This window comes from Paenibacillus polysaccharolyticus, from assembly GCF_023714295.1.
Classification (GTDB): domain Bacteria; phylum Bacillota; class Bacilli; order Paenibacillales; family Paenibacillaceae; genus Paenibacillus; species Paenibacillus polysaccharolyticus_A.
Genome location: NZ_JAMAUN010000009.1, coordinates 1 through 24,678 on the forward strand (window position 1 = coordinate 1; position 24,678 = coordinate 24,678).

The following is a 24,678-nucleotide window of genomic DNA, read 5'->3' on the forward strand; positions in this document are numbered from 1 at the left end:
AAGGCGAGGGTCGCGGGTTCGATTCCCGTCTTCCGCTCCAATATTTGCGCCCTTAGCTCAGCTGGATAGAGCGTTTGACTACGAATCAAAAGGCCGGGAGTTCGAATCTCTCAGGGCGCGCCATTATTTCCTTTATATCGGGATGTAGCTCAGCTTGGTAGAGCACCTGGTTTGGGACCAGGGGGTCGCATGTTCAAATCGTGTCATCCCGATTTTTCGTTTATGCGGGTGTAGTTCAATGGTAGAACTTTAGCCTTCCAAGCTAATAGCGTGGGTTCGATTCCCATCACCCGCTTAATATTTAGTTAAGAGTCCGCAATTTGCAGGGCTTTTTTTGTTTTATTTTGACCTGTGTGCTAGATATGTTGGTTAGAAAGGTTACTGCACGGTTAGGCTGAAAGAACATTCCTTAGAACGTGTTCGATCAAGCCACAAAACAATAACGTTACACAAAAGGCTCCTTTTCTGTTTTGGCAGATAGGAGCCTTTTGACTTTAACCGACTATTTAAACACGATTTTTAAAATAGTACTTTTTGTTATTAGTATCTTTCCAAGATTGTCTGAGTCTTTAACCCATCGGCAGGAATCAGCCAGTTATTGTTTTGAAGCAATTGTAGCAATTGGCTACGCAGGCCAGATACGGCTTCTGAGTTATCTGTTTTGAATGAAACCTCGACGATATTTTCAATACCCGTGCCTGCTGCATTGCGGATCGGCCATACTTCCAGGGTAAGCTCCTGACCATTCCATGTTCCTTCGTACCGCTGGAAGGTGATTGGGCCGTACGTGCGAGCCTGGGTAAGCTGTTGTTTGCCCCAGTTGGAGGCAGACCAGTTTTTTAATTTGCCGGGGAGCTTGTCCAGCAGCAGATTCAAGGCATCCTTTTCGGAAGGCAACTGTGTGCCAGTTGTTTTGGTGTCTACTTTTTTCGTGTTGGAGAAGCTAAGTGTTTGTTTACCGTATCCCCAGTCAATTTCAGCCTCGTAGTTATCATCTGATGAATCGAAGCCTTCCTGATTTGCAAGTGTCAGTGCTGTATTGATATCCCCGTTAATGACAGGATAACGCTTCTTGTAGGTTAACTCGTAGTTGTTTTTATCATCCTTTTTGCGAAAACGGACGTTCCAACCTTGGGCATCCAATCCGAGAGCATTGGTGTCAAAGTACTCCACATTGATATTTCGTGGTGTAGCGTTCAGCCCTAGGGTCTGGATGACCTCACTGCGTGGTGTTCCATTCGTGTTTAACACAAGCTCCGGCTTGGCGAGGAATTTTACTTCATAAGCGGGAACGGCGTTGGCAGCGGCTGAAGCCGGCGGCGTATCCAGAAATGTTAGTCCACTTCCCAGGGTGACGATGCTTAGCATCAACGAGGCGGTTACTTTTTTCCACTTTTTCAAAACCAATCACTCTCCTAAACTGGATTAACGTACAAACCCCACTTTACCGTGCAAGTTTCTGAAGGCGATTAACGGGGAGCGCACATTACGTTAACCCTGCATAGATTTCATGAATGGCCCGCGATAGTTTATATAGGTTCAACCGATAGGCTGATGGAGTAAAGGCGGTGTGTTCATAACTTCCTGTAGAACTTCGATGAACCGATTGACCTGAACAGAAGGGTGGCGATCCTTGTTATGAACGGTATAAATATGGCGTGGTGCCTGCTCCCCCGGAATGGGAAGCACCTGAATAAGACCCTGCTGTTCCTCCCACTGAACGGCCATCCGCGACATGAAGGAGATGTGACCGCCAAGTAACACAAGCTGTTTGATCGCTTCCAGGGAATCCATCTCCACGGTGCTCCGCAGCCGGATATCATGCTGTACAAGCCAGTGGTTGGTCAACCTTCGCGTACTGGACTCATCACCGTGTAGAGCAAAAGGCACTTGGGCAATATCTTCAGGTAGCAAGGATTCTTTCTGAGTCAGCCTATGTTGCGGAGAGCAGATGAGCACAAGATCGTCCTCACATAACGTTTCGGCGTGTAATACTGACCCAACAAACGGTTCGGATGAGATGATGCCCAGATCAAGCTGATGCCGGATCACCATCTCCCGGATGACAGGAGCGGGTTTGACGGACAACAACATCCGAATACCCGGAAACTCTTGAGAAAACGTATGAAGCATAGCCGGTAGCAGATAGGTAGCTGGAACATAACTTGCTCCAATATGGAGCGTACCCCGGTACAGGCTGTCGTATTCCTTGACGACGCGGCGGGCCTCCTGGGTTAGGGCATTGATTTTGACAGTATAGTGAAGCAATGCTTGTCCAGCTTCGGTTAGAAATGTTTTTCCACTGCGAGATTCGAATAAACGAACCCCCATCTCTTCCTCCAGTGACTTCATATGAAACGTAACCGTTGGTTGCTTGATGCCCAGAATCTCAGCCACACTTGTCATATGATGATATTTGTCGATCAGTTCAACAATTTGTAATTTGATCAGGTTCATGTTTCTCCCACACTCCTCTGTTCTACAGCTTCGCGGTATGTATAATAATCCGATTTCTCCATGGAAAGCACATAGAAAATTCAATGAAAGATCATACCGTGTCTATCTATAGATTTAATCTATGAACATCAACAGAATTCATCTAAAAAGTTAATTCTCATTTTACAAACATAACAAACAACTCTCGAAAGCGAGCGTTAGACTGAAAACAGTACAAGAGCAGTTTAAAGGGGATAAGCTCAAGCAGAGCAATATAAACGAGATAAGCTAAGCTAAGCCAGAGCAACAGAAGAAATCGAAATAACAGAGAAACATAATAACAGAGTAAAACAAGAGATTAGTCCAAGAGATGTGTAAAAATGTTAATAAAGAGGACAGGCAGGGGTGCTTATGAAACTGGAGTTAACAGGAATTGAAAAATCATTTCATCAAACGCCTGCACTTTTGCCCACGGATCTGACGCTTGAACACGGAAAATTCACCACTTTGCTTGGCCCTTCGGGCTGCGGCAAAACGACGTTGCTCCGCATGATTGCCGGGCTGGAACAGCCGGATGCGGGGGAGATTCGTGCAGATGGGGAGTACTTCTACTCTACAGCAAAGCGGATCGATACACCGACACACAAGCGTAATCTGGGCATGGTGTTTCAGGATTTTGCATTATGGCCGCATATGACGGTATATGAAAATGTAGCTTTTGGCTTGAAAGCAGGCAAACAGAAGTCTGATTTGCGGCAAAAGGTTAATGAAGCACTTGGCATGGTTCGACTGCAAGGCATGGAAGATCGGTATCCTCATCAGCTGTCGGGTGGACAGCAGCAGCGGGTTGCTTTTGCCAGAGCCGTGGCGGTGAAGCCGGGTGTTATCTTGTTTGATGAGCCGCTGAGTGCACTGGATGCGGTACTGCGGGAAGAGATGCGGATTGAGATGATGTCACTGGTACGGGATATGGGACTCACTGCCCTGTATGTGACGCATGATCAGATTGAGGCCATGTCAATGTCGGATGAGATCGTGGTGATGCAGAAGGGGCGGATTTTGCAAAAAGGTACCCCGGAGACGATCTACTCTGCGCCAAGTGACTCTTATGTCGCATCGTTTATCGGAAAGTCCAATTGGCTTACGCCAAACGAATCCATGGTTCGTCCGGAACATGTCACCTGGAACAAAACAAGCCAAGATGACTTGGGCTACCCCGGAATTATTCTCAGCGTCAGCTATGTAGGAGAACGCTACGAGGTGCGTGTGCAGATGGAAGGACTGGGCGTGTGGACAGCATATGCTAACCAAAGAGCACATGTCGGGGAGAGGGTACAACTCTATGTATCGCCGGAACGAATCTGCCGGATGCATGATCCGCTGGGTGAGAAAAGCAGTTCAAAGGCTGGGACGGATATGAGACAAGATATGAGTCAGAACACGAGTGCTAAACAGCGAGAAGTGATCGCCGTAGCTCGCTAGAGAGCGAATTACAGTGAACTAAAACGACAATCTTTCTCGAAACGCGAAGCATAATGCATTAGAACAATAAAAGAAAAAAATAAAGAAGATATGATCGATGAAGAAATGGAAGCAAACACTTGCAGTTATACTCTAATTCGAAACTAAAGGAGCTGGAATGGACATGTTCAATATGAAATCAAGTAAAAAGAGTGCAACGCTTTTATTAACAGCAGTAATGAGTCTGAGTCTATTTGGATGTAGCACGGGGAATACAACAACTGGAAACGCAGCACAGCCCGCAGGGGAAGGAAATGCTGCAGCGGCAGCGGAAGCGCCGAACAAAGCAGCAGGCGGTAAACTGGTATTGTACAGTGCAGGTCCACAGAAGCTGGCAGACAATATCGTGAATGGATTTACAGCGAAGACAGGCATTGAGGTCGAGATGTTCCAGGGAACGACGGGTAAGATTTTGGCTCGTATGGAGGCGGAAAAAGCCAATCCGGTAGCAGATGTCGTTATTCTGGCTTCACTGCCTTCGGCACAAGCTCTGAAAGCGGATGGACTCACATTGCCATATCCGGAAGCCGCGAATGCGGACAAGCTGAATAAGGAATGGTCGGATGCAGACGGAAATTATTTTAGCAGTAGTGCATCTGCACTGGGCATCGTGTATAACAGCAAACAGGTGGCAACGCCGCCTACAAGCTGGGCTGAACTCGCAACATCCGCATGGAAAGATAAAGTGAATATTCCTGATCCGACCCTATCTGGCTCCGCACTTGATTTCATTACAGGTTACCTGAGCGCCAATGGTGAAAAAGGATGGGATCTGCTGGACGCCTACAAAGCGAACGGTGTAGCGATGGCAGGAGCGAATCAGGAAGCCCTTGACCCGGTGATTACGGGTGCGAAAAGCATTGTGGCAGCAGGTGTAGACTATATGGCTTATTCCGCCAAAGCCAAAGGGGAACCGCTGGATATCGTATACCCTGAAGAGGGTACAGTGATCAGCCCAAGACCGGCGGCCATTCTGAAATCCAGCCCTAACGTAGAGAATGCCAAAGCATTTATCGACTATCTGTTGTCGGATGAAGCACAGAAGCTGGTTACAGATGCATACCTGATTCCGGGACGTGAAGATATCGAAGCAACCAACCGTGCCAATGTGAAGGATATTCCGCAACTGAAAGTGGATTGGAACTGGATGAGCGAGCATGGTGATGAAACCGCAGCACGTTTCTCCGAAACTTTTAAATAAGTGGACGCAAATACAGAAACGGTAGGCAACAGGTATGCTGCTGTCTTGATGTGGAAAGTATGTGAGGTGAGTGTAGTGAAACCTGTTGTAACAGATAACAACCGTATTTTTCGGAGAGTGGGGGTGGTGTTGGCCCTCTTTCTGCTGACAATTAGCATTGGGATGCCCTTGTTACTCATTTTCTGGCAAAGTGTGTACCCGAACGGGCAATGGGATTGGATGGCCCCGCTCCGCACGATTACGGGGCATCATCTATCCGGTGTGTTGCTGAATTCCGTGTGGCTGGGCATCTGCGTAGTGGCGATGACAACGCTATTGGCATTACCGCTCGCTTGGATGATGTCCAAAACCCGGATGGGAGAGCACCGCTGGGTGGATGTCATCCTGATGATTCCGTTCATGACCCCGCCGTATATCGGCTCGATGGGATGGATTCTGTTTATGCAAAAAGGGGGATACCTCCAGCAATGGATACCCTCCTCTGCGAACTGGACGGAGCTGTTCTTCAGCTTCTGGGGCATGGTGATGATCATGAGTCTGCACTTGTTCCCCTTCCTCTACCTGTTGCTACGGGATGCGTTAATCCGCATCGGCGGTAATTTGGAGGAAGCGGGAGCTGTGCACGGTGGGCGTGCCGGATACCGATTCAGACGGATTATTTTACCCTTATTGCTGTCATCCTACGGGATGGGGATTATGCTTGTTTTCGTCAAAACGATTGCGGAGTTCGGTACACCCGCGACCTTCGGGCGCAAAATCGGCTACTATGTGATGACTTCCGAGATTCACAAATACATCTCCAGCTGGCCGATTGACTTCGGTAAGGCGACTTCACTGGCATCGGTGTTGCTGTCCGTCTGTCTGGTTATGTGGTACATGCAGTCAGCAATCAGCCGGAAGTTCACATATCGGTTGGTAGGCGGTAAAGGACAACGCTCGAAGCGCTATTCTTTGCGGGGGTGGGCAGGATGGTTATGCGGTGCATACCTTGCCATCTTGCTCATTCTATCCATCGGCATCCCGTATTTCTCGATCATAGCGGCATCCACGATGAAGCTACGGGGAATAGGACTTGCACTGGACAATCTGACACTGGAGCACTACCGGGAGCTATTATCCTGGGGCTCGGTGAGCATGAAGGCGATCGGAAACAGTTTGGGATTATCGCTGGCAGCTTCTACGGTGGCAGTGATCATTGGTACGGGATTTGCTCTAGCGATTGGCAAGTCGTCTTCATTTATGCAACGGGTCATCGACCTATTCAGTCTACTGCCAAACACCGTGCCAGGCATTGTTATGGTGGTCGGTCTGATTCTGTTCTGGAACTCCCCGTGGATGCCCGTAACGTTATACAACACATACGGTATGGTGGTGCTCACCTATGTTGTGCTGTTTCTGCCGTACACCGTGCAATACGTAAAATCAAGCTTTACCCAGATTGACGGCACGTTGTTTCAGGCAGGTCAGGTGTTTGGCGGTAAGCCGCTGTACATTCTGCGGCGCATCCTTGTTCCACTGATCCTGCCCGGTATGCTGGCGGGCTGGATGATGACATTTACGATTGCGACGCGAGAATTGGTCGGCTCGCTGCTTATTCTTCCGCCGTCCATGCAGACGTCGGCGACGTATATTTTTGCACAGTTTGAACAGGGTCAGGTATCGCTGGGGATGGCAATGGCTGTAGTAACCGTTGGGATGACGGTGCTGATGTTACTCGGAATTGAAATGCTGAATTCAAAGAGAAAGTGGAATGCTTCATGATCAAACTGAATGTATGGGGCGGTGCGGGCGAGCACGGACGTTCCGCCTATCTGCTTAGCGGGAGCCGTTACCGGCTGTTGCTGGACTGTGGTGTGAAAAAAGAAGGCAACGGCGAATATCCGCTCATCGACCCGGAGGTTGTGCCACAACTGGATGCGGTGCTGTTATCCCATGCCCATGAGGATCACTCCGTTGCCATCCCGCTACTTTACAAGCTGGGGTATATGGGTGAAGTGTGGACAACACGCGAGACGAAAGAGCAGTTAACAACTTACTTTCGATCATGGCGTAACAATATGGAACGTGCAGGTCAATCTTTGCCCTATGATGAAGTAGATGAAAAACGGATTCGCTATCGATTTTTAGAGGATGAGTCTGAGCGTGAGTACTGGTTTGAATTGTTACCTGGTGTATCGGTCATGTGGGGACGTACTGGACATTTGGCCGGATCAGTCTGGTTCGGGCTGGAAATGGAAGACAAGCGAATACTGTACTCTGGTGATTACACGTTGGAGTCTATGCTATTACAGGCAGATGATGTAGCTGACGGGTTCAGGCAGGCTGATCTGAAGAGGCAAAGACTGAACGAGGTCATGCCCGTTGCTTCTGTAGTAGGTGGCGCGCAACGTTTGTCTTTATCCAGCAAAGCATCCGTTACGAGTAGCAGGCAAGTCGTGGAGTATGCTCCTTTGGAAGCGCAAATGCAGGTGACAACACACGAATATCCACACAAAGATCAGTACAACGATCAACAGAAAGATCAACATATAGACCGAAAAGAAGACGAGCATAAGCTACCTATCATCAGACTGGATTTGGCTATTATCGATGCAGCCTACGGAACAGATCGTGATGCTCAGGCAGACAAGTTACAGCAGCTGGAAAGTGCCATCCAGAATGCTCTTCATCAAGGGGGTAAGTTGCTCTTGCCCATGCCTGCGGTTGGCCGAGGACAGGAACTGATTCTGTGGGCACAACATCGTTTTGCAGATGTACCTTTGATTGTGGAGCAGAGGCTTGTAGATGGCATGAAGCAGTTGCATCGTGCATCTTTTTGGCTTAGAGAGCTGGAAGGTGAAGTCACCGAAAGTGCGCCTGCTCATAGGATTGCAACATTTCTGAGCGGAGAGGGCTGGGAAAGCGTGAGTACACCCGAAGAGCGGACAACGTTGCTTGAAAAATATGAAGCTTCGCTCTGGTTCATTCCGGATGGCATGATGCAGTCTTCACTCGCACGCTGGTATTACGGGATGTGGGCACCTGAAGTGCAAAATCTGATTTTGCTTACGGGACATACTTCTGCCGGTACATTCGCACATCAATTGCTCGAAAGTCCTGAGCAATACGGCACATGCAGGGTGGAAAAGGTCCGATACAAGGTTCATCAAGGATGGCATGATGTGGAGCGGATGTTGAACCGGGTCTCCGCCCGGCACAACGTGCTGGTTCATACCGATATTGCAGAGACAGGGCGGCTAAGACAGGAATTGCTCGCTGAACAATTTCGATCGGGTACAGATATTGATCTATTATCTCCTGGGGATGAGTTAATTTTTTGAAGAATAGCTTAACGATCATCTCAGTTTTGATTTCGAAAGGATACGGACAAAGAATAGCTTTAACAGCCAGAAAGGCACCTCGTGTGCCTTTTTTGTCGTATGGCTAAACTATTATTTTTTTCAATTTCTAAGGAAGCGTCTGTCCTAAGGGGGATGGCCTGCTCTTACTATTGAACCTGAATATTACCTGATCGAGTTATCACGTGTATTTGATGTGTTCCCTGACCTGTAACCCCTTGTGATATATGTTTATTTTCGTTCATCTGCCGCCATTCAAGAGCAAAAGAACGCCTTCCGCTACGGGATTCGAGTGTCCAACTTACATCAGGTACAGGCTCCGCGATCCTTAGCGATATCTTACCACTGGTGGAGGCAAGGCGAATATCTGAAACAATACGGTCTGCGGTCAGTTCAATGGAGCCGCTAGTTCCATCCACTACCAGACTATTCTGAGGCCGAATGATGTTTACGCTTCCGGACGAACTGTTGATCTGCAGACTCCCCTTATAATGTAGAGGGATTTTGACGACCATGACGGGCTTATTGGCCAAGTTAAAGATGCGAAACAGATGATTGTTGGCTGCGATTCGAATGTGTTGCTGGCTTCGTTCTATTGTGAAAGCAGGTTTACGATCAGGAGCAGTACTGGACACTTCCAACGAATCAAGGTCGGATATGGTTTCTATGGTTACGGGAGTACTGCCATTATCAATAGAAATGACTTTAGCTGTACCAAGCGGCATGGTCTGATTGTCTGTAAAAGGGGCATGAGGCGGATTGCAGGATACCAGAATGAGAAGCATACAAAGCCATACAGGCCAAACTTTTTTCATTAAATCACCTCGTAATAAGAAATGGATTAGGAACAGGGTGTGTTCATCCATCGTACGAGATGACGTTACGTAAGGATCAAGTTTTTTTGCGTAATGATTAGGAGTTGAAGCTGACGTTACGTCATTTTATATAATAGTCACAAATCAAAAAGGTCTTGTTTTGCAAATAGAAGGAGGTGCGAACATGAAAACTGGGGATGTCCTCATATACAGTTGTGTTATCATCGGGGCAGGCATCGGACTAACCATGGATTATGTATTTCCAGGTGTATTAATCGGGTTAGGTGCTGGTTATCTTCTGAAATATGTGTGGTCTGGAGAACGGAAAAACAAAGATACCTGAGCGAATTGTACAGGATGCCTGAGAGGTGAATGAACGTTGTATATTCATATTAATGAACTTGCACGTAAGACGGATATTACTGTAAGAACACTGCGGTATTATGATTCAATCGGTCTTTTAAAGCCATCCTCTAAGACTGATGGTGGTCACCGTTTGTATGTAGAGAATGATCTAAAGAAGCTTCAGCAGATTCAGTTTCTCAAAGATTTGGGTTATGCGCTCAAAGATATCCAGGAGATGTTATCGGATGCGTCTTGGAATTGGGAGCATTCTTTGCGTAATCAGCTGGATTACATTTTAGAAGAGCAACAACGGCTGAAATCAATGGAGGTATCGATCAGGGAGATGTTGCACAGCTTAGTGCTGGAGCAGGGAGATCAGCATGAAGCGATCGAAAAGCTGATTCAACTCTCCAAACCCAAAGTAGCCAAGCGGCCTTCTTTAAGAGAGGAATTATTTAGTCATGATGAAATGATGATGTGGCGGAAGTTACCACGGATGCGAGCAAACGACCCCCATTCGCTGGAGTGGATTGCACTGCTTGGGCAGCTTAAGAGTCATATGCATGAACCGCCTAAACATGAGAAAGTACAGAACATTATCAGGCGAATGATGGAGAAGCAACGAGAGGACTTCGCAGGGCAGGGTGATTTTTTAAACAAACTATGGGAGGCGAGGAAATCGGCTGAAGTTTCCGAAGAGCTTGGCTTTTACCCCTTGGAGCCTGAACTTTTAGATTATATGGAGGCGGCCTATGACATTTTTATAACCAACGAAGGTGAAACAGCTGAATGAATGCTGAAATGTTGCTCTATGTTGGAGGTCTCGCATTTCTGGATATGTTAAGCCCAACACTTCTGGGGGTAACCGTCTATTTGATGGCGTTGGGGCAAAGACAATTCGGTTCGCGATTGGCTGTGTATTTGCTGACCGTTACGGTACTATACTTTCTCCTTGGCTGTATACTTATGCTGGGGATGGAGTTTGTACAAGATTATTTGAGTTCCTTTTTCCATAACAAGATTGCAAGTTGGTCGATATTTATCATTGGTGCGTTGTTGTTTGTGGTAAGTTTCTGGATTAAACCCAATTCTCGAAAAAATAATCGAATCCATTCTTTACGCTCTACTGGTACTGTGGGAGTAGTCTTAATGGGGTCTACAACGTTTTTGCTGGAAGCAGGCACAGCCTTACCATATTTCGGTGCAGTAGGTCTCATGACGAGTAAGGGGCTCTCATGGTTGGAGTGGTTGCCGATACTAATCAGTTACAATATTTTGATGATTATGCCGTCTGTGCTGATCTATCTGCTGTATACTTGGATCGGGTCATTCATTCAATACCACTTGGAGAAGTTGCATCGTAAGCTGGTTGAACATTCAGACTCTATGCTCTCGTGGGTTATGTGCATAGCTGGACTTATTCTTATTTTCAACGTACTCGATTATTTGTAGCGTTTCGTCTATGTAGTAGAAAGAGCAGATATAAGAAATATGGAGTGCGAGATAAAAGAAGTGTATGGGTGTGTAATTAAATTTCACGTTATAATTGACTTGTGAAATTTTGTATCATATACTGATTGAAATATGGACAGGACGGGGCAGGTGGAGCATCCGGTCTAGGGAGGTTGGCATACGTATGGACACACGAGGAGATATCAGCAGTTACCCGATGTGGGCAAAGTACCGTTCTAAACGGGAGCACCTGGTGATTGGATTGATGTCTGGAACGTCGCTGGATGGAACGGATGCGGCACTGGTACATATTCAAACCGATGAGAGCGGAGCAATGCAACGGCTTGATCTTATTGATTTTGTCTGTACACCATATACGAATGAGCTCAGAGAGAAGTTGATTCGCTTATGTTCTCCCGAAACAGCTCGTGTTGATGAGCTGACAACAGCCCATTTCGGTGTATCCGAATGGTACGCACAGAGTGTACAGGAGCTGCTGCAATCCGCTGGTGTCTCAAGCAGCCAAGTCGATGTAATCAGCATGCATGGGCAGACAATCTGGCATGCACCGGTGCCTTCTGCGTTTCCAAGCCCATTGGGTACCGGCAGTATGAAAGTAAGCTCTACACTGCAAATCGGCGAGTGTGCCGTAGTAAGAGAGCGCACCGGGCTGCCCGTTATTGGTAATCTGCGTGCACGTGATATGGCTGCAGGCGGGGAAGGTGCTCCGCTCACGCCCTATGCGGATGCATTAATGTTCCGTAGTGTTACGGAAGGACGTCTGGTGCAGAACATTGGCGGGATCGGCAATGTGACTGTGCTTCCGTCAGGATCATCCGAGACGGAGGTTTCGGCTTTTGACACAGGACCAGGGAATATGGTGATAGATGCACTGGTTCGTCATGCTACCGAAGGGAAGCAGCATTACGATCCTAATGGAAGTATAGCAGCGCAGGGAACCGTGCACCCCGAGCTGGCGGCATACTGCTTGAATGATGAGTACTTTCGTCGACAACCGCCCAAGAGTACCGGACGTGAAGTTTATGGTGCAGATTATGCCAAACGACTTATGGAATTTGCGGCATTGCATGATCTGTCACTGGAAGATCTGTTAGCTTCCGCAACTTGGCTTACAGCAGAAACAATTGTACGGGCCGTTGAGGATTTTGTGCTGCCCAAGACGTCAATCTCGGCAATGCTTACCTGCGGCGGGGGAACGTCCAATGACACATTAATGAAGATGATTCGGCTAAGACTTCCAGAATCCATACGTCTGGAGCGTACAGCAGATTACGGTGTTCCAGATGATGCCAGGGAAGCGATGGGGTTTGCGCTGCTTGGACATGAGGCTTTGATGGGCAGAACCAATACACTTCCTCGTGTAACAGGTGCGGCATACGCTGTTATTTCGGGACATCTGACTCTGTAGTGGCCATTGAATTGCCAAGGTAAGCTGTGTCTCCCGTTAGACGTGGCCATAAATATAAGATAAAATGCTTGTACAGATAACAGTACGGAGAGGAGGAGCGGATGGAAGGTATGAAAGGTGGACTTGTACGTTTACGCGCATTACTGGATGATCTGACTCCGTCAGAACGAAAGATCGGAGCTTACATTCTGGAACACCCCCAAGAGACAGTGCAGTCGTCCGTTGCGCAACTGTCTGAACGAAGCGGAGGCAGTCCGGCCGCTATTATCCGGTTGTGCAAATCCCTGGGTGTAACCGGTTTTCAGGAGCTGAAGCTCAAGATAGCGGGGGATTTACAGACCAATGAGCAGTTTCAATATACAGAGATTCGTCCTAAAGACTCCATCGAGAGTATCATTCAACATGTGTCTACAAACAATATTCAATCGATCAAGGACACGGTTCATATTTTGGAACCAAGGCTTGTAGATCAGGCGGTTAACATGTTGAATGGAGCCAATCGCATTTTTTTCTACGGCGTGGGGGCGTCTAATTTGATCGCATTGGATGCACATTACAAGTTTATGCGAATTAACCGAACCAGCTTTTCGTTCGCCGATCCACATATGCAGATTTCGTCTGCGACGACGTTGCGTGAGGACGATGTTGTGGTCTGTATCTCTTATTCAGGCGAGACCTCCAATGTGATTTCCTGTTTGAAGCATGCCCGTGAAGGTGGTGCAGGAACAATCAGCATTACCAAGTGGGGCAGTAACACGCTGAGCAGTCTTGCGGATGTTCCTCTTATGATTACGTCGATGGAGAGCGATATTCGCAGTGGAGCTACCTCTTCACGCATTGCACAGCTTAACGTCATTGATATTCTTTATTTGGCTATTGCCAGCCGGGATTATAATCAGTCGGTGCAGTACCTGGAGAAGAGCAGACAAGCGATTCAGGAGCATAAATGAGCAACGAGATTATGATGTGTTTAGAACATAGAAACGTGGAGAATCCCGTACAGTTACATGTACCAGGGATTTTTTTGATGAGGAAATACAATTGTACGCTAGGAAAAACAGAAATAGAGAAGCCAACCGGGCAGGCAAGGCTTCTCTCATGTAAATAACCATCTCTCAGCGCCGGGAAAGCTCGCCTATATGTACCAAATGACTTGCTGCCTGCCTGAGCTTCTTTATCACAACTTCTTTAATACAAACCAGGTGCCGTCCCGATCAGCCTGATCCGGCAATCGCATGACGTACAAAACCATCTGCATTCTCTAGCCGACGCCCGGCTTCGTCTGCATCGACATCCGCCATCAGCATCACAATCGCTGTTTTTACATGTCCATTTGCTGCGGTGAAGGCTTGTTCAATTTCGTTTTCCTGCGCTCCAGTCGCAAGCTGGATCATGCGTTTTGCCCGGTGTACAAGCTTTTCGTTGGACGGATTCAGATCCACCATGAAATTTCGATATACCTTACCTAAACGGATCATCGCTGTGGTCGTCAGCATGTTCAGAATCATTTTCTGGGCGGTGCCGGCTTTCATGCGAGTCGACCCCATCACAACCTCTGGTCCCATAACCGCTTCAATACTCACATCCGAGATTGCTCTCATAGGTGTACCTGCATTATTGCTCAACCCGATGACTACAGCACCAAGCTGCCTGGCATAATTCATGGCTCCAAGCACATAAGGGGTGCGTCCACTTGCTGCAATACCAACGACAACATCGTTGGCGCGTAGTCCGTGCTGCTTCAAATCCATTCCCCCGGCTTCCTCACTATCTTCTGCGCCTTCTACCGGATCTTTAACTGCCCGAAACCCGCCTGCAATAATGCCCTGCACCATAGAAGGTGGAGTACCATACGTAGGGGGACATTCCGATGCATCGAGAATACCCAGCCTGCCGCTTGTACCTGCACCTACATAAAACAGTCTTCCTCCCGATTGAAAGCTGGCTACGATGTGGTCTGCGGCTTGAGCAATGACTGGAATTAGTGGCTGAATAAGCTCAGCTATGCGGCGATCTTCCCGATTGATGAGTTCCATAATTTCGCCTGAAGGCAGTTGATCCATATCATCTGTCTGTGGGTTAGGCTGTTCCGTTACTAATGAGTTAAGGGTATGATTCATCCGTAAGCCCTCCTTTTTGTTTAGAATGATTTATCGATGTGGCATTGTAGTCTTGCTAATTGTGCCGCACCGACTGCCGGGACAGGAGCATTTTCCGAGCAGACAACCTGTTGTTGATCGTGCACTTCGGCAAGATGTTGAAGGAATGTATTTCGAAACAGGGAAGAGTAGCGAAAGATGGAACCGGAAAGTGCCATAGGAGCCGTGGCGAAAGAAACATGTTGGCGTATGAGCGCTTTAGCGGTATCGGCCAGTTGCTGTGCCTCATCCATCAGAAGGACACGTGCTACCTCATCCCCTTCAGCAGCGGCTTCTATTGTCAGGCGAGCTATGGAAGCCATACTTGATTTGTTCCAGTCCGCTTGGTATACCACGTACTTTATTTCCGGTGGATGCTTGACTTGCAACTCCTGCAATACGAGTGATGTCAAAATGGTTGTAGGCAAAACGCCATCATGACTCTTCATAACGCTTTGCAGTGCGCGCTGTCCAATTCGATAACCGCTCCCCTCATCTCCGAGTAGATGTCCCCACCCGCCTGCCCGGTTCACTTTACGTGCCGGTGTGATTCCATAGATGATTGAGCCGGTTCCTGAAATGGCAAGCAAACCGTGCGGTTGCCCAAGCGAGGCCATTAGCGCGATTTCTCCCTCCGTGACAACATGGATCGTACAGTTTACATGAATGGAATCAGCCGTGTTTTTTTTGCTTTTCATATAGTCATTAACGTGAGCGGTGATCCACTGTCGCTCCTGATCTTCAGCTATACCTGACATACCGAGACATATACTCTCACAACTAGACGAAAAATCTACATCGGATGAAAATAGAACATCTAAGAGATGAAATAACTCCTTTATAGCTTCGTGAGGCGGCACACTATGTGGATTCGTTGCACCGCCGCGCGCTGTTGCCAGAATGTCCCCAGATTCAGAAATGATTGCTGCATCAGTTTTGGTACCGCCTCCATCAATTCCTACGTATACTCGCAAGCGTGCTCACCTCGTTAGGGCTTATTTTCTTTTTTTCATAGTATAGAGGCTTAAAACGAAAAAGTAAAATTAAATTTTATAAATAAATTTATTGTTGAATTTTTATTTTACACCTCATATAATGAATTCAATCCACAATTTTGGAAGGAATCGATACGATTGATGTTACATTAATTAACGTTAAAGTTTCATTAGTAGAACTAGACCTTGCCGAACAGGTCGATCTCCAAGGAGGTGTAGATTTCGGCTCTGTGCCAAGCTGTGAACAGAGGGTTACGAAAGGGAAAGGTAACAGAAGGGCACCAGCAATAGACATTCATAATGGGCGTAGGACAAGAGAAGACGACATGCAAAAGGAGATGAAGGGTATGAAAAGGAAGGGTCTTGTTTTGGCAATGGTGTTATTGATGGTCTGGATCACAGCCTGTGGCAACAGTGGTGGAGCAGATTCGAATGATCCAGGTGCGAATGATACGGTTACGGTATGGACATACCCGGTTCATGGCACATACGAGGATGAATTGAAGGACTTAATTGCTGATTTTAATAAGGAACACCCGAATATTACGGTGAAAACGGAAATGCTCTCCTGGGCTGAGGGGCCCAAGAAATTTGATGTCGCTTTAAACGCGGGAAATCCGCCTGATCTGTACTTCCATAGTGTGGACGGTACATATGTGAATACCGGACTTGCGCTGGAGCTGGACAGTTATCTAACACCTGAGATCAAGGATGACTATTTGCCTGGCACACTGGAGCTCGGACAGATTCAAGGCAAGCAGTATGGGCTGCCTCTCTATCAATTCCAGTGGGCCTGGGGCGGTAACAAACGTATTCTCGATGAAGCGGGCATTGATTGGAAGACCATCCAGAAGAATGGCTGGACCTGGTCCGAGTTCAACGAAGCCGCGGCCAAGTTGGCGAAAACGCTGGATAACGGAAGTAAACAATATGCTTTGGTGACAGATGGTACTTCGCTTGATTTTATTGAAATGTTGTCCCGTAACAACGGCATGATTGATGTGTTGGACGAAACCGGAAAGTTCCAGTGGAACGATGGACGGATTCTGGACACGCTCTCTTTTATCAAAAATTTGATGGATCAGGGTTATATGCCTAAGGAAACGGCAGCACTTGCTCCGGCGAAGCGGACGGACATGTTCTATGCCGGTGAAACGGCAATCATCTCGAAGGCGATTCCTTATTATGATGTCATGATTCAGAACCGCAACAAAGATATTGACGATGGCAAGGTGCAGGGTGAAAAGATTGATTTTGTATTGCTGCCCGTACCGCACAATGATAATCAGCCTGCGGCAACAACGATGGGCGGCGAGGGTTATGTGGCCTTCAAACAGAAGAAAGACAAGGGCGAGCAGCATGCCAAAAATACTTTTCTTGTAATGGAGGCGCTTAGTGGTGCCAAAGCAGGGAACTCGGCTAATGAGCTGGCTCTTCCTTTTGTCAGACAATCGCAAGCGGACTTATTCAAAGGCAAGGAGCTGGGACAGCAGGTAAATCTGGATGCAGCCAGAGAAATGGCCAAACACATCGCGATGCCGGTCGTGCTCAAGCTGGACATTGACAAAGCATCACAGCAAAAGCAATTCAAGGAACAGGTTGTGAAACCAAACATTCAGGCGCTGTTCTCGGGTGAGAAAACCCCGGAGCAGATTGCGGAAGACTTCAAAGGCAAAGGTCAGCAGATGTTCGGGCAATAAATAACTTCGCAGTGATACTTTGATTCGGAGAGGAGGATTCGCCATGCAGACCGCCCTTGCGCCGGAGCCTGCACCCCGGCATTCCCGGGTTGTCCGGTTCTGGCGAGATTACGGGTGGGCGTATTTGTTTATTTTGGCGCCTGTCCTGCTGTTTCTCGTTTTTACAATGTACCCCGTATTAACAGCTCTTGTTATGAGCTTTCAGAAATACAACATCATGAACTCCACGTGGGTGGGATTGGACAATTACGAACGTCTGGTGAAGGACGAAACCTTCTGGAAATCGATTAAAAATACCGTCATTTTTACACTTGGAACAGTACCCGTCAACATCCTGATTACATTTGTGCTCTCGTATTTTATCTTCCAGATGAAAAGCAAATGGCAGACGTTCTTCAAGGCCACACTTTATCTACCTGCGGTAGCATCGGGAGTGACGATCTCGATCGTGTGGCTTGCCATTTTTGACCCGACGGATTCGGGACTACTCAATCGCTTCCTGGGCTTTTTCGGCCTTGACCCGGTCATCTGGCTTGGCCAGTCAGGGACAGCCCTCTTTTCTCTAATCTTGATGAATTGGCTTGGTTCCCACGGTGCAGGCATCATTCTGTATCTTGCAGCTATGGGAGGTATCCCGAAATCGCTGTACGAGGCTGCCGATATCGATCATGCGAGCGGATGGACAAAATTCAGCAAGATTACATGGCCCCTTTTGAAACCAACGACGCTCTACTTGCTTGTGACTGGAGTCATTACGTCCTTTCAGGTATTTATTTCTGTATACCTGATGACCCAAGGCGGGCCAAACTTTGCGACCACTACGATTGCTTATTTAATCTATGAGACGGCCTTTAAGTTTTACGAGTTTGGATTAGCCTCGGCACAATCCTTTGTACTGGCAGTCATCATTATTGTCATCTCCGTGATTCAATTCAAATATTTCTCCAGTGATATCGAGTATTAATTAGGGCTTTCATTAGGCATCCGGGGGTGATTACACGTATGAATTCAACACGAAAAAAGATGTTGCTTGTTATAGCGTCTGTTTTGCTCGCTGGCTGGGCACTGATTACGATTATTCCGATGTACTGGATGCTCGTCGGATCGGTGCAGGACACAACGATGTCAGCTTCGTTTAAGCCACAGATGATACCCGAGCAGTTGTCCATGTCGCCGTATGAACGTTTTTTTGCCAAAACGGATGCATGGCGCTGGCTCTATAACTCGTTACTGATCTCCGTTATATTGACGGTCACCAACGTGTTCTTTGCTTCGCTGGCAGGATATGCGTTTGCTAAATTAAAATTTCCGGGCAGTCAGGCCGTATTCTGGGTGTTGCTTGGAACGATGATGATTCCTGCACAGGTGACGCTGATTCCGCTCTACATTTTGATGGTCAACGTGTTTGACCTGGGGGACACGTACACAGCGATTATTCTTCCCACAGCAGTCAGTGTAGGCAATATCTTTCTTATGAAACAATTTATGTCCACCCTGCCGACTTCCCTCATTCACGCCGCTCGAATTGATGCATGCAGTGAGTTCGGCATCTTCTGGAAAGTGATTCTGCCCATGGCAAAGCCAGGCATCGCGGTGCTGGCGATTTTCACTTTTGTCGCCTCATGGAATGAATTTTTCTGGCCTTTCCTGATCACCAATTCGAATGAGATGCGCACGGTGCAGGTTGGACTCGCATCCTTTGTTTTTGCTGAATCCACCGACTTCGGTGCCATGATGGCTGGAGCCACAATTGGTGCGTTGCCGATGATCATTCTTTTCTTCTCATTGCAACGTTACTTCTTGCAGGGCATTACGATTGGAGCCGTGAAGGGATAACCATGCAACATGTGTAAGTACAGCAGGTGATAATGTAAAGGGGGATTAACCTATGGCACGCGTGGAGTTTCGCCAAGTGCGCAAAGAGTTCAAAGACGACCATAAAGGAACGTTCACGGCAGTCGCCGGTTCGGACTTTGTAATAGAAGATAAGGAATTTGTCGTGTTTGTTGGGCCTTCGGGATGCGGTAAAACAACCTCACTGCGAATGATCGCAGGGCTTGAGAAACAGACCAGTGGGGACATCGTCATCGGGAATCGGATTGTGAATGATCTGCATCCCAAGGATCGGGATATCGCGATGGTCTTTCAGGATTATGCCTTATATCCACATATGACCATTCGGGAGAATCTGTCCTTTGGTCTGAAAAATCTGAAGAAACCCAAAGCCTATATCGATGAGCAAGTACAGAATGCTGCTTCAATCCTTGGCCTGGAAGCTATGCTGGAACGTAAGCCTCGTGAATTGTCCGGAGGGCAGCGCCAGCGTGTTGCTGTCGGACGCGCGATTGTGCGTGATCCGCAGGTCTTTCTGTTCGATGAGCCGCTCTCAAATCTGGATGCCAAGCTACGTGTTCAGATGCGTGTAGAGCTTGGGGAATTGCATAAAAGGCTGGGCGCGACGATTGTTTATGTTACACATGATCAGGTCGAGGCTATGACCCTTGGGGAGCGCATTGTAGTGATGAATCATGGGGATATTCAACAGGTCGCATCACCGAAAGAGCTCTATGCCAGCCCGCGCAATATGTTTGTGGCTGGTTTCATCGGCTCGCCTGCAATGAACTTCATTGATGCTCACATCGAAGGTACGCAAGTGAAGGTGGAGGGTACATCGTTCACGTTACCAGCGGATGTGCTAGAGCGCTTAAACAGCTATCAGGGCAAACGAGTCATCCTCGGACTGCGTCCAGAGCATATTTTTGGTGACGATGTGGCACCCAATATTCCTCAAGATCATATGCTCCAGGCACGTGTTCAGGTGGTAGAGCATCTGGGGTCGGAAAATCTGATCTACTTCCATCTGGGGAGCCGGACGGTAACAGCCAAGGTTCATCCTGAGACCCATGCATATGTGGGTATGGATAAGACCTTTGTGCTAGATATGCGCAAAGCGCATTTTTTTGACCCGGAGACGGAGATGGCGATCGGACGGGAATAGAAGATCCGTCATGATGGAGAGCGTAATCAAACTCTTAACGAATAACGGCTTTCACAAATTACAGGGAGGAGAGCTTTTATGCGTAAACTGAGCGAAGTGGTGGTCAAGTCAGGGGTAGAGATCTACCGGGATATTATTCCGGTGGCGCTGTTCAGTGCGGGCAGCTCCGTGCTGCTCATTCCGATTCTCATGTTTGCGCCGATACCGGTGGCCGTGCTGCTACTTGCCATCATCTATATGCCGCTCTTGTTCGGTGTCTGTTACGCAGTGCATCATCGGTTGGAGCGGAAAGAGCGCCGAAACGCGCTGCGTGATATAGGGGAAGGTACGTTGAGGGGGCTGCTTCCGGGCGGTGTGACGGGGCTGTTGTTCGCACTGCTCGGTTTCATCCTCTGGTCAACCTGGTGGTATTACGGAGGGAATGGCAACATGACGGGCATGGCAGTAGGCATGTTTCAGACGTTTTTTGTCATCTTGGCGTTCATCTCACAGTTCTACACTTGGCAGCTTATGTTGCAAAAAGGAATGGGCTTCCTGCAGGCGATGGGAGAGAGTGTGAAGTTGTTCTTCCGTTATCCGGGGTATACGATTGCGGCCTGCTTCCAAGTGGTGTGCCTTAGCGCGCTGCTTATGATGACGGTTGTGGGATTCGGAGCGTTGTTTGCAGGTATGTTTGCCATCTATCAGCATAAGGCCACAAGTAATCTTATTGAACCTGAAGAGGAGCCTGTATTGTCTCGTGGTAATGATCATCAGCAAGCCGGTTGGGTAAGCGAAGGTCATGTATCATGAGGGTGAAAACAGGAGCGGATGTGCTGGCTGAGGGAGCTTCACATCCCTGGTTAACTGGTGACGCACGAATCGGTTTGGTGACGAATCCGACGGGCATCACAGCAGACTTTGTCTCTACGGTGGATGTATGTGCAAGCTTAGTGGATGTCAAGTTGACGGCTTTGTTTGCATGTGAGCATGGGCTGTCCGGAGAGCTGCAGGCAGGTATTCCTTTTCCAGACTCGGAACACTCCCGTTATGGCATTCCGGTATACAGCTTGTACGGTATACATAAAAAGCCGCAGCCATACATGCTGGCTGACGTGGATACGGTTCTTTTTGATATTCAGGATGTGGGTGTAAGGTATTATACGTATGCTTCGACGTTAATTGAGATGATGGAGGCTTGTGGCGAGTCGGGAAAACGTCTATTAGTGCTGGATCGACCCAATCCGCTTGGCGGTATGGAGGTGGAGGGTGGTTTACTCCAGGCCGGGTTTGAATCCTTCGTAGGAGCCTGGGCTACATCCATTCGTACCGGGATGACGATGGGGGAACTGGCTTTGCTTGTCAACGCCGAGCATCATGTGCCCTGTGAGTTAGACGTCATAGCGATGGAGGGCTGGCGGCGAAGCATGACTTTTACGGAGACGGGGCTGCCTTGGATGATGCCTTCGCCTAATATGCCAACGGTAGATACCGTGCGTTCTTATGCGGGAATGTGCCTGTTGGAAGGTACGAATGTATCGGAAGGTCGAGGCACGACAAGGCCATTTGAATGGCTGGGTGCCCCGTGGATCGATGGCCAACAGCTGGCAGATGCGATGCGGTCTCATGGATTGGACGGGGTGCATTTCCACCCGGTGTATATGACACCGGCCTTTTCCAAACATGCAGGAGAACGATGTGGAGGTGTAAGGCTGTTTGTCACAGAAGAAAAGCAATTCCGTTCCGTTGAAACAGGATTGTTGCTTTTGCATGAGATAGCCGTTCAATATCCCGAACAGTTCAAGTGGCTTGAACCTCCGCGTAAGGGCTCCCGATATTTTATTGACTTACTTACTGGAGGGAGAGAGGTTCGCGAGATCATTGGAGACGGTAGTAGTTTATTTCGTTTAATGGCAGCTTGGCGTGAACAGGAGAAGGTGTGGCAGGAACGCCGCAGACCCTATTTGCTATACAATGAATGACGGGCTTAATGGGCAGATAGGGATGAATGAAGAGTAGCGTGACAGAGGGATGCTGCTCTTTGGCACGAGGGTCCTGAGGTTCATGGGAGGAGGAGACGTAATGCTAATGCGTAGCTTGAAGGACAGGGTGAAGCAAAGAATCGGACAGATGAGCTTAAGGGATAAGATCGGGCAGATGCTGTTATGCGGATTTCATGGAACAGAGCCGGAAGGCGGGATAGAGAAGCTGCTTGGAGATTACCCGATTGGCGGTATCGTTTATTTTGCAAGGAATGTGGTTTCGCTTGAGCAGGTAGAGCGGCTATCCGGCGGTTTGCAGAACATTGCGCAAGCAAGTGGCAATGTACCTCTCTGGATTGCTATTGACCAGGAAGGCGGCATGGTGGCTCGAATTACAGAGGGGATTGCACTTATGCCTGGACAGATGGCCATTGCTGCGGCCGGATCGGTGCAAGATGCTCATGCAGCGGCACGGATCAGTGGAGCGGAGTTACAATCGATGGGCATCAACATGAATTTTGCACCCGTACTCGACGTGAACAACAATGCGAGCAACCCGGTCATTGGCGTGCGTTCCTTCGGGGAATCCGCGGAAAAGGTAGCTGACTTCGGTGCGGCATCCATTGCTGGATTTCAGCAAGCGGGTATAGCTGCAACCGCCAAACATTTTCCCGGCCATGGAGATACGGATACGGATTCCCATCTGGATCTTCCTGTGATTACACATGACAGAACAAGGGTGGATCAGGTAGAGCTTGTGCCATTTCGTGCAGCCATTGCAGAGGGTGTAGACGCAATGATGTCTGCTCACATCTATTTTCCGGCACTGGAGCCAGAACGTCTGCCGGTGACATTATCCCATTCTGTTTTGACCGGACTGCTGCGTAAGGAGCTTGGATATGAGGGTATGATCTTGACCGACTGTATGGAGATGAAGGCGATCGCGACTCACTACGGCACGGTCGATGCGGCAGTGATGGCGGTTGAAGCTGGAGCAGATATGGTACTGATCAGTCATACGGCACAGTTACAGGTGGAAGCTTTTGAAGCATTGATGAATGCGGTGAAAAGTGGACGTATCAGTGAGCGGCGGATTGATGAATCTGTTAAACGTCTGCTGACATATAAAATGAAGCGTGGGCTGATGAATGTGGAGATGGGGCTGGAGAGCAACACGGCAGTGGAGATGTCTGTCAGTATGAGCGGGATATCTGGTGTGGATGATATCCATGCGACCCCGGCGGTTGTTCACAATTCCATGAATTCCATGAATGTAAATCAGCCAGTTGCCGATCCGTTTCAACGTAATAGTCCACCGCATCAGGAGGTAGCTCGGCGAATCAGTGAGAAGAGCATTACATTAATTCGGGATGCACAGCATATGTTGCCGCTAAAACAAGAGCGAACACTTGTCATTACGGTTGCCGCAGAAGTGACAAGTATTGCGGATGAACAGTTGGATGGAGGGGCAACGCTCGGAGCAGCTTTGTCAGCTCAAGGTCTGGAAGTGGTGGATATGAGGGTAGCGGCGGATAAAATTGCGATATCCTCGGCTCGTTTGCTTCAAGCCGCAGAAGCGGTGGACGTTAGGCAGATTGTGATCGGCACTTATAATGCAGGTAGCCCTTTCGGTGACCCGCAATGCCGGTTGATCGGCTGGCTTCAGCAACTTGGCAAACCGCTGGCTGTAACCGCACTTCGCAGTCCGTACGACCTACAGAAGTTGCCGGATGTGCAGACTTATATCGCGGCATATGAGAGTCGGCCTCTCGCGATGAGTAGTGCAGCGAAAGCGATGATGGGACAGATCCCGTTCAAGGGCGAGCTTCCTGTCACGATTGATTAAATAGATGCAATTCTATATATGACGAAATCTGACGGGACTTGACGTAGCTGAAACTGAACCTTTAAGGATATGAGGGATGAGCTGGTGTCTCGTCACATAGCCGGAATAACAAACGATGTATGAGAATAACAAAAGGGACGAGGCTGTTCATGCTTCGTCCCTTTGCGTGTTGCATACTCTTATTATTGTACATGCAGAAAGCATTATTAATGGGATAACCCAAACCGTAACCGGTTCTAGTGACCACGCCTGTTGATATTTGGTTCATTTTCGTGGGTTCTAAAATCTAACGATCTCCAGAAACGTTATTTGGGTGATATTAGCCGGTTTTATATTCTAACGATCACAGGAAAGCTTATTTAGAGAAATAGATACGAAATTGGGCGTTGAGCATATGTTTTTAGAGAAATAAGGTTACTGGTGATCGTTACAATTTCTGAAGGGTGATTATCGCTCAAATAAGCTCATCTGAGATCGTTAGAATAAACAGGGGGTGGGTGAAG

At 48.1% G+C, this 24,678-nt stretch carries 21 protein-coding genes and 3 tRNA genes; 19 read left to right on the top strand and 5 right to left on the bottom strand.

Features of this window, described 5'->3' with window-relative positions; all coding sequences use genetic code 11:
- The first annotated feature begins 46 nt into the window (after positions 1-46).
- The 3 genes from M3629_RS19610 to M3629_RS19620 all read left to right on the top strand — a co-directional run bounded on the left by M3629_RS19610 (position 47) and on the right by M3629_RS19620 (position 295).
- Positions 47-123, top strand: a tRNA-Arg gene (locus tag M3629_RS19610).
- A gap of 15 nt (positions 124-138) precedes the next feature.
- Positions 139-212, top strand: a tRNA-Pro gene (locus M3629_RS19615).
- Positions 213-224: 12 nt separating this feature from the next.
- Positions 225-295, top strand: a tRNA-Gly gene (locus tag M3629_RS19620).
- 245 nt (positions 296-540) lie between these two features.
- Here the strand turns inward: M3629_RS19620 and M3629_RS19625 are convergent.
- Together M3629_RS19625 and M3629_RS19630 are read right to left on the bottom strand one after the other, a co-directional pair.
- Entirely contained in the window at positions 541-1,401 is an 861-nt protein-coding gene (locus M3629_RS19625; protein ID WP_251509684.1) for a hypothetical protein, read from the bottom strand.
- Between the two features lie 138 nt (positions 1,402-1,539).
- Complete coding sequence (locus M3629_RS19630; RefSeq protein WP_251509685.1) at positions 1,540-2,457, bottom strand: LysR family transcriptional regulator; 918 nt, start codon at positions 2,455-2,457, stop codon at positions 1,540-1,542.
- A 390-nt stretch (positions 2,458-2,847) separates the two neighbouring features.
- Here M3629_RS19630 and M3629_RS19635 point away from each other — a divergent pair, with 390 nt between their 5' ends.
- The 4 genes from M3629_RS19635 to M3629_RS19650 all read left to right on the top strand — a co-directional run bounded on the left by M3629_RS19635 (position 2,848) and on the right by M3629_RS19650 (position 8,478).
- Complete coding sequence (locus M3629_RS19635; protein WP_251509686.1) at positions 2,848-3,918, top strand: ABC transporter ATP-binding protein; 1,071 nt, start codon at positions 2,848-2,850, stop codon at positions 3,916-3,918.
- A gap of 163 nt (positions 3,919-4,081) precedes the next feature.
- Positions 4,082-5,158 (top strand): ABC transporter substrate-binding protein, encoded by a 1,077-nt coding sequence (locus M3629_RS19640; protein WP_251509687.1) that lies wholly within the window; start codon positions 4,082-4,084, stop codon positions 5,156-5,158.
- A 162-nt stretch (positions 5,159-5,320) separates the two neighbouring features.
- A complete protein-coding gene (locus tag M3629_RS19645) occupies positions 5,321-6,919 on the top strand; it encodes an ABC transporter permease (RefSeq protein ID WP_251509854.1) in 1,599 nt (532 codons plus the stop codon).
- Positions 6,916-8,478 (top strand): MBL fold metallo-hydrolase, encoded by a 1,563-nt coding sequence (locus M3629_RS19650; RefSeq protein WP_251509688.1) that lies wholly within the window; start codon positions 6,916-6,918, stop codon positions 8,476-8,478. The genes M3629_RS19645 and M3629_RS19650 overlap by 4 nt, the downstream gene beginning before the upstream one ends.
- Before the next feature lie 167 nt (positions 8,479-8,645).
- On the opposite strand, the gene M3629_RS19655 is transcribed toward M3629_RS19650, so the two are convergent.
- Complete coding sequence (locus M3629_RS19655; RefSeq protein WP_186812363.1) at positions 8,646-9,311, bottom strand: DUF4097 family beta strand repeat-containing protein; 666 nt, start codon at positions 9,309-9,311, stop codon at positions 8,646-8,648.
- A gap of 184 nt (positions 9,312-9,495) precedes the next feature.
- Here M3629_RS19655 and M3629_RS19660 point away from each other — a divergent pair, with 184 nt between their 5' ends.
- The 5 genes from M3629_RS19660 (at position 9,496) to M3629_RS19680 (ending at position 13,487) form a co-directional block, all read left to right on the top strand.
- On the top strand, positions 9,496-9,654 hold the full coding sequence (locus tag M3629_RS19660; RefSeq protein ID WP_251509689.1) for a hypothetical protein: 159 nt from the start codon (positions 9,496-9,498) through the stop codon (positions 9,652-9,654).
- Positions 9,655-9,690: 36 nt separating this feature from the next.
- A complete protein-coding gene (locus tag M3629_RS19665) occupies positions 9,691-10,449 on the top strand; it encodes a MerR family transcriptional regulator (RefSeq protein ID WP_251509690.1) in 759 nt (252 codons plus the stop codon).
- On the top strand, positions 10,446-11,108 hold the full coding sequence (locus M3629_RS19670) for a GAP family protein (protein WP_251509691.1): 663 nt from the start codon (positions 10,446-10,448) through the stop codon (positions 11,106-11,108). The genes M3629_RS19665 and M3629_RS19670 overlap by 4 nt, the downstream gene beginning before the upstream one ends.
- Before the next feature lie 184 nt (positions 11,109-11,292).
- A complete protein-coding gene (locus M3629_RS19675) occupies positions 11,293-12,537 on the top strand; it encodes an anhydro-N-acetylmuramic acid kinase (RefSeq protein WP_251509692.1) in 1,245 nt (414 codons plus the stop codon).
- A 110-nt stretch (positions 12,538-12,647) separates the two neighbouring features.
- A complete protein-coding gene (locus tag M3629_RS19680; RefSeq protein WP_154960041.1) occupies positions 12,648-13,487 on the top strand; it encodes a MurR/RpiR family transcriptional regulator in 840 nt (279 codons plus the stop codon).
- Positions 13,488-13,751: 264 nt separating this feature from the next.
- Here the strand turns inward: M3629_RS19680 and murQ are convergent, their stop codons facing one another.
- Both murQ and M3629_RS19690 read right to left on the bottom strand, forming a co-directional pair.
- Positions 13,752-14,657, bottom strand: a complete 906-nt coding sequence (murQ, locus tag M3629_RS19685) for an N-acetylmuramic acid 6-phosphate etherase (protein ID WP_251509693.1) — start codon at positions 14,655-14,657, stop codon at positions 13,752-13,754.
- A 20-nt stretch (positions 14,658-14,677) separates the two neighbouring features.
- Positions 14,678-15,649: an N-acetylglucosamine kinase gene (locus tag M3629_RS19690; protein WP_251509694.1), complete on the bottom strand. Its 972-nt coding sequence runs from the start codon at positions 15,647-15,649 to the stop codon at positions 14,678-14,680.
- 368 nt (positions 15,650-16,017) lie between these two features.
- Here M3629_RS19690 and M3629_RS19695 point away from each other — a divergent pair, with 368 nt between their 5' ends.
- From M3629_RS19695 to nagZ, 7 genes are all read left to right on the top strand, one after another.
- Positions 16,018-17,370, top strand: coding sequence for an ABC transporter substrate-binding protein (locus tag M3629_RS19695; RefSeq protein ID WP_251509695.1), 1,353 nt, complete (start codon positions 16,018-16,020; stop codon positions 17,368-17,370).
- A 43-nt stretch (positions 17,371-17,413) separates the two neighbouring features.
- A complete protein-coding gene (locus M3629_RS19700; RefSeq protein WP_251509696.1) occupies positions 17,414-18,334 on the top strand; it encodes a carbohydrate ABC transporter permease in 921 nt (306 codons plus the stop codon).
- Positions 18,335-18,372: 38 nt separating this feature from the next.
- Positions 18,373-19,206, top strand: coding sequence for a carbohydrate ABC transporter permease (locus M3629_RS19705; protein WP_251509697.1), 834 nt, complete (start codon positions 18,373-18,375; stop codon positions 19,204-19,206).
- Between the two features lie 52 nt (positions 19,207-19,258).
- On the top strand, positions 19,259-20,368 hold the full coding sequence (locus tag M3629_RS19710) for an ABC transporter ATP-binding protein (protein ID WP_251509698.1): 1,110 nt from the start codon (positions 19,259-19,261) through the stop codon (positions 20,366-20,368).
- A 78-nt stretch (positions 20,369-20,446) separates the two neighbouring features.
- Positions 20,447-21,160 carry a hypothetical protein gene (locus M3629_RS19715; RefSeq protein WP_251509699.1) on the top strand — a complete coding sequence of 238 codons (714 nt, stop codon included), beginning with the start codon at positions 20,447-20,449 and terminating at the stop codon, positions 21,158-21,160.
- Entirely contained in the window at positions 21,157-22,329 is a 1,173-nt protein-coding gene (locus M3629_RS19720) for an exo-beta-N-acetylmuramidase NamZ family protein (protein ID WP_251509700.1), read from the top strand. The genes M3629_RS19715 and M3629_RS19720 overlap by 4 nt, the downstream gene beginning before the upstream one ends.
- Before the next feature lie 100 nt (positions 22,330-22,429).
- Positions 22,430-24,175: a beta-N-acetylhexosaminidase gene (gene nagZ / locus M3629_RS19725; RefSeq protein WP_251509701.1), complete on the top strand. Its 1,746-nt coding sequence runs from the start codon at positions 22,430-22,432 to the stop codon at positions 24,173-24,175.
- Positions 24,176-24,678 lie beyond the last annotated feature (503 nt).

Coding starts and splice junctions, on each gene's coding strand:
- M3629_RS19630 (WP_251509685.1), bottom strand. CDS start 2,457: ATGAACCTGATCAAATTACAAATTGTTGAACTGATCGACAAATATCAT.
- M3629_RS19635 (WP_251509686.1), top strand. CDS start 2,848: ATGAAACTGGAGTTAACAGGAATTGAAAAATCATTTCATCAAACGCCT.
- M3629_RS19640 (WP_251509687.1), top strand. CDS start 4,082: ATGTTCAATATGAAATCAAGTAAAAAGAGTGCAACGCTTTTATTAACA.
- M3629_RS19645 (WP_251509854.1), top strand. CDS start 5,321: ATGCCCTTGTTACTCATTTTCTGGCAAAGTGTGTACCCGAACGGGCAA.
- M3629_RS19650 (WP_251509688.1), top strand. CDS start 6,916: ATGATCAAACTGAATGTATGGGGCGGTGCGGGCGAGCACGGACGTTCC.
- M3629_RS19655 (WP_186812363.1), bottom strand. CDS start 9,311: ATGAAAAAAGTTTGGCCTGTATGGCTTTGTATGCTTCTCATTCTGGTA.
- M3629_RS19660 (WP_251509689.1), top strand. CDS start 9,496: ATGAAAACTGGGGATGTCCTCATATACAGTTGTGTTATCATCGGGGCA.
- M3629_RS19670 (WP_251509691.1), top strand. CDS start 10,446: ATGAATGCTGAAATGTTGCTCTATGTTGGAGGTCTCGCATTTCTGGAT.
- M3629_RS19675 (WP_251509692.1), top strand. CDS start 11,293: ATGGACACACGAGGAGATATCAGCAGTTACCCGATGTGGGCAAAGTAC.
- M3629_RS19680 (WP_154960041.1), top strand. CDS start 12,648: ATGAAAGGTGGACTTGTACGTTTACGCGCATTACTGGATGATCTGACT.
- murQ (WP_251509693.1), bottom strand. CDS start 14,657: ATGAATCATACCCTTAACTCATTAGTAACGGAACAGCCTAACCCACAG.
- M3629_RS19695 (WP_251509695.1), top strand. CDS start 16,018: ATGAAAAGGAAGGGTCTTGTTTTGGCAATGGTGTTATTGATGGTCTGG.
- M3629_RS19700 (WP_251509696.1), top strand. CDS start 17,414: ATGCAGACCGCCCTTGCGCCGGAGCCTGCACCCCGGCATTCCCGGGTT.
- M3629_RS19705 (WP_251509697.1), top strand. CDS start 18,373: ATGAATTCAACACGAAAAAAGATGTTGCTTGTTATAGCGTCTGTTTTG.
- M3629_RS19710 (WP_251509698.1), top strand. CDS start 19,259: ATGGCACGCGTGGAGTTTCGCCAAGTGCGCAAAGAGTTCAAAGACGAC.
- M3629_RS19715 (WP_251509699.1), top strand. CDS start 20,447: ATGCGTAAACTGAGCGAAGTGGTGGTCAAGTCAGGGGTAGAGATCTAC.
- M3629_RS19720 (WP_251509700.1), top strand. CDS start 21,157: ATGAGGGTGAAAACAGGAGCGGATGTGCTGGCTGAGGGAGCTTCACAT.
- nagZ (WP_251509701.1), top strand. CDS start 22,430: ATGCTAATGCGTAGCTTGAAGGACAGGGTGAAGCAAAGAATCGGACAG.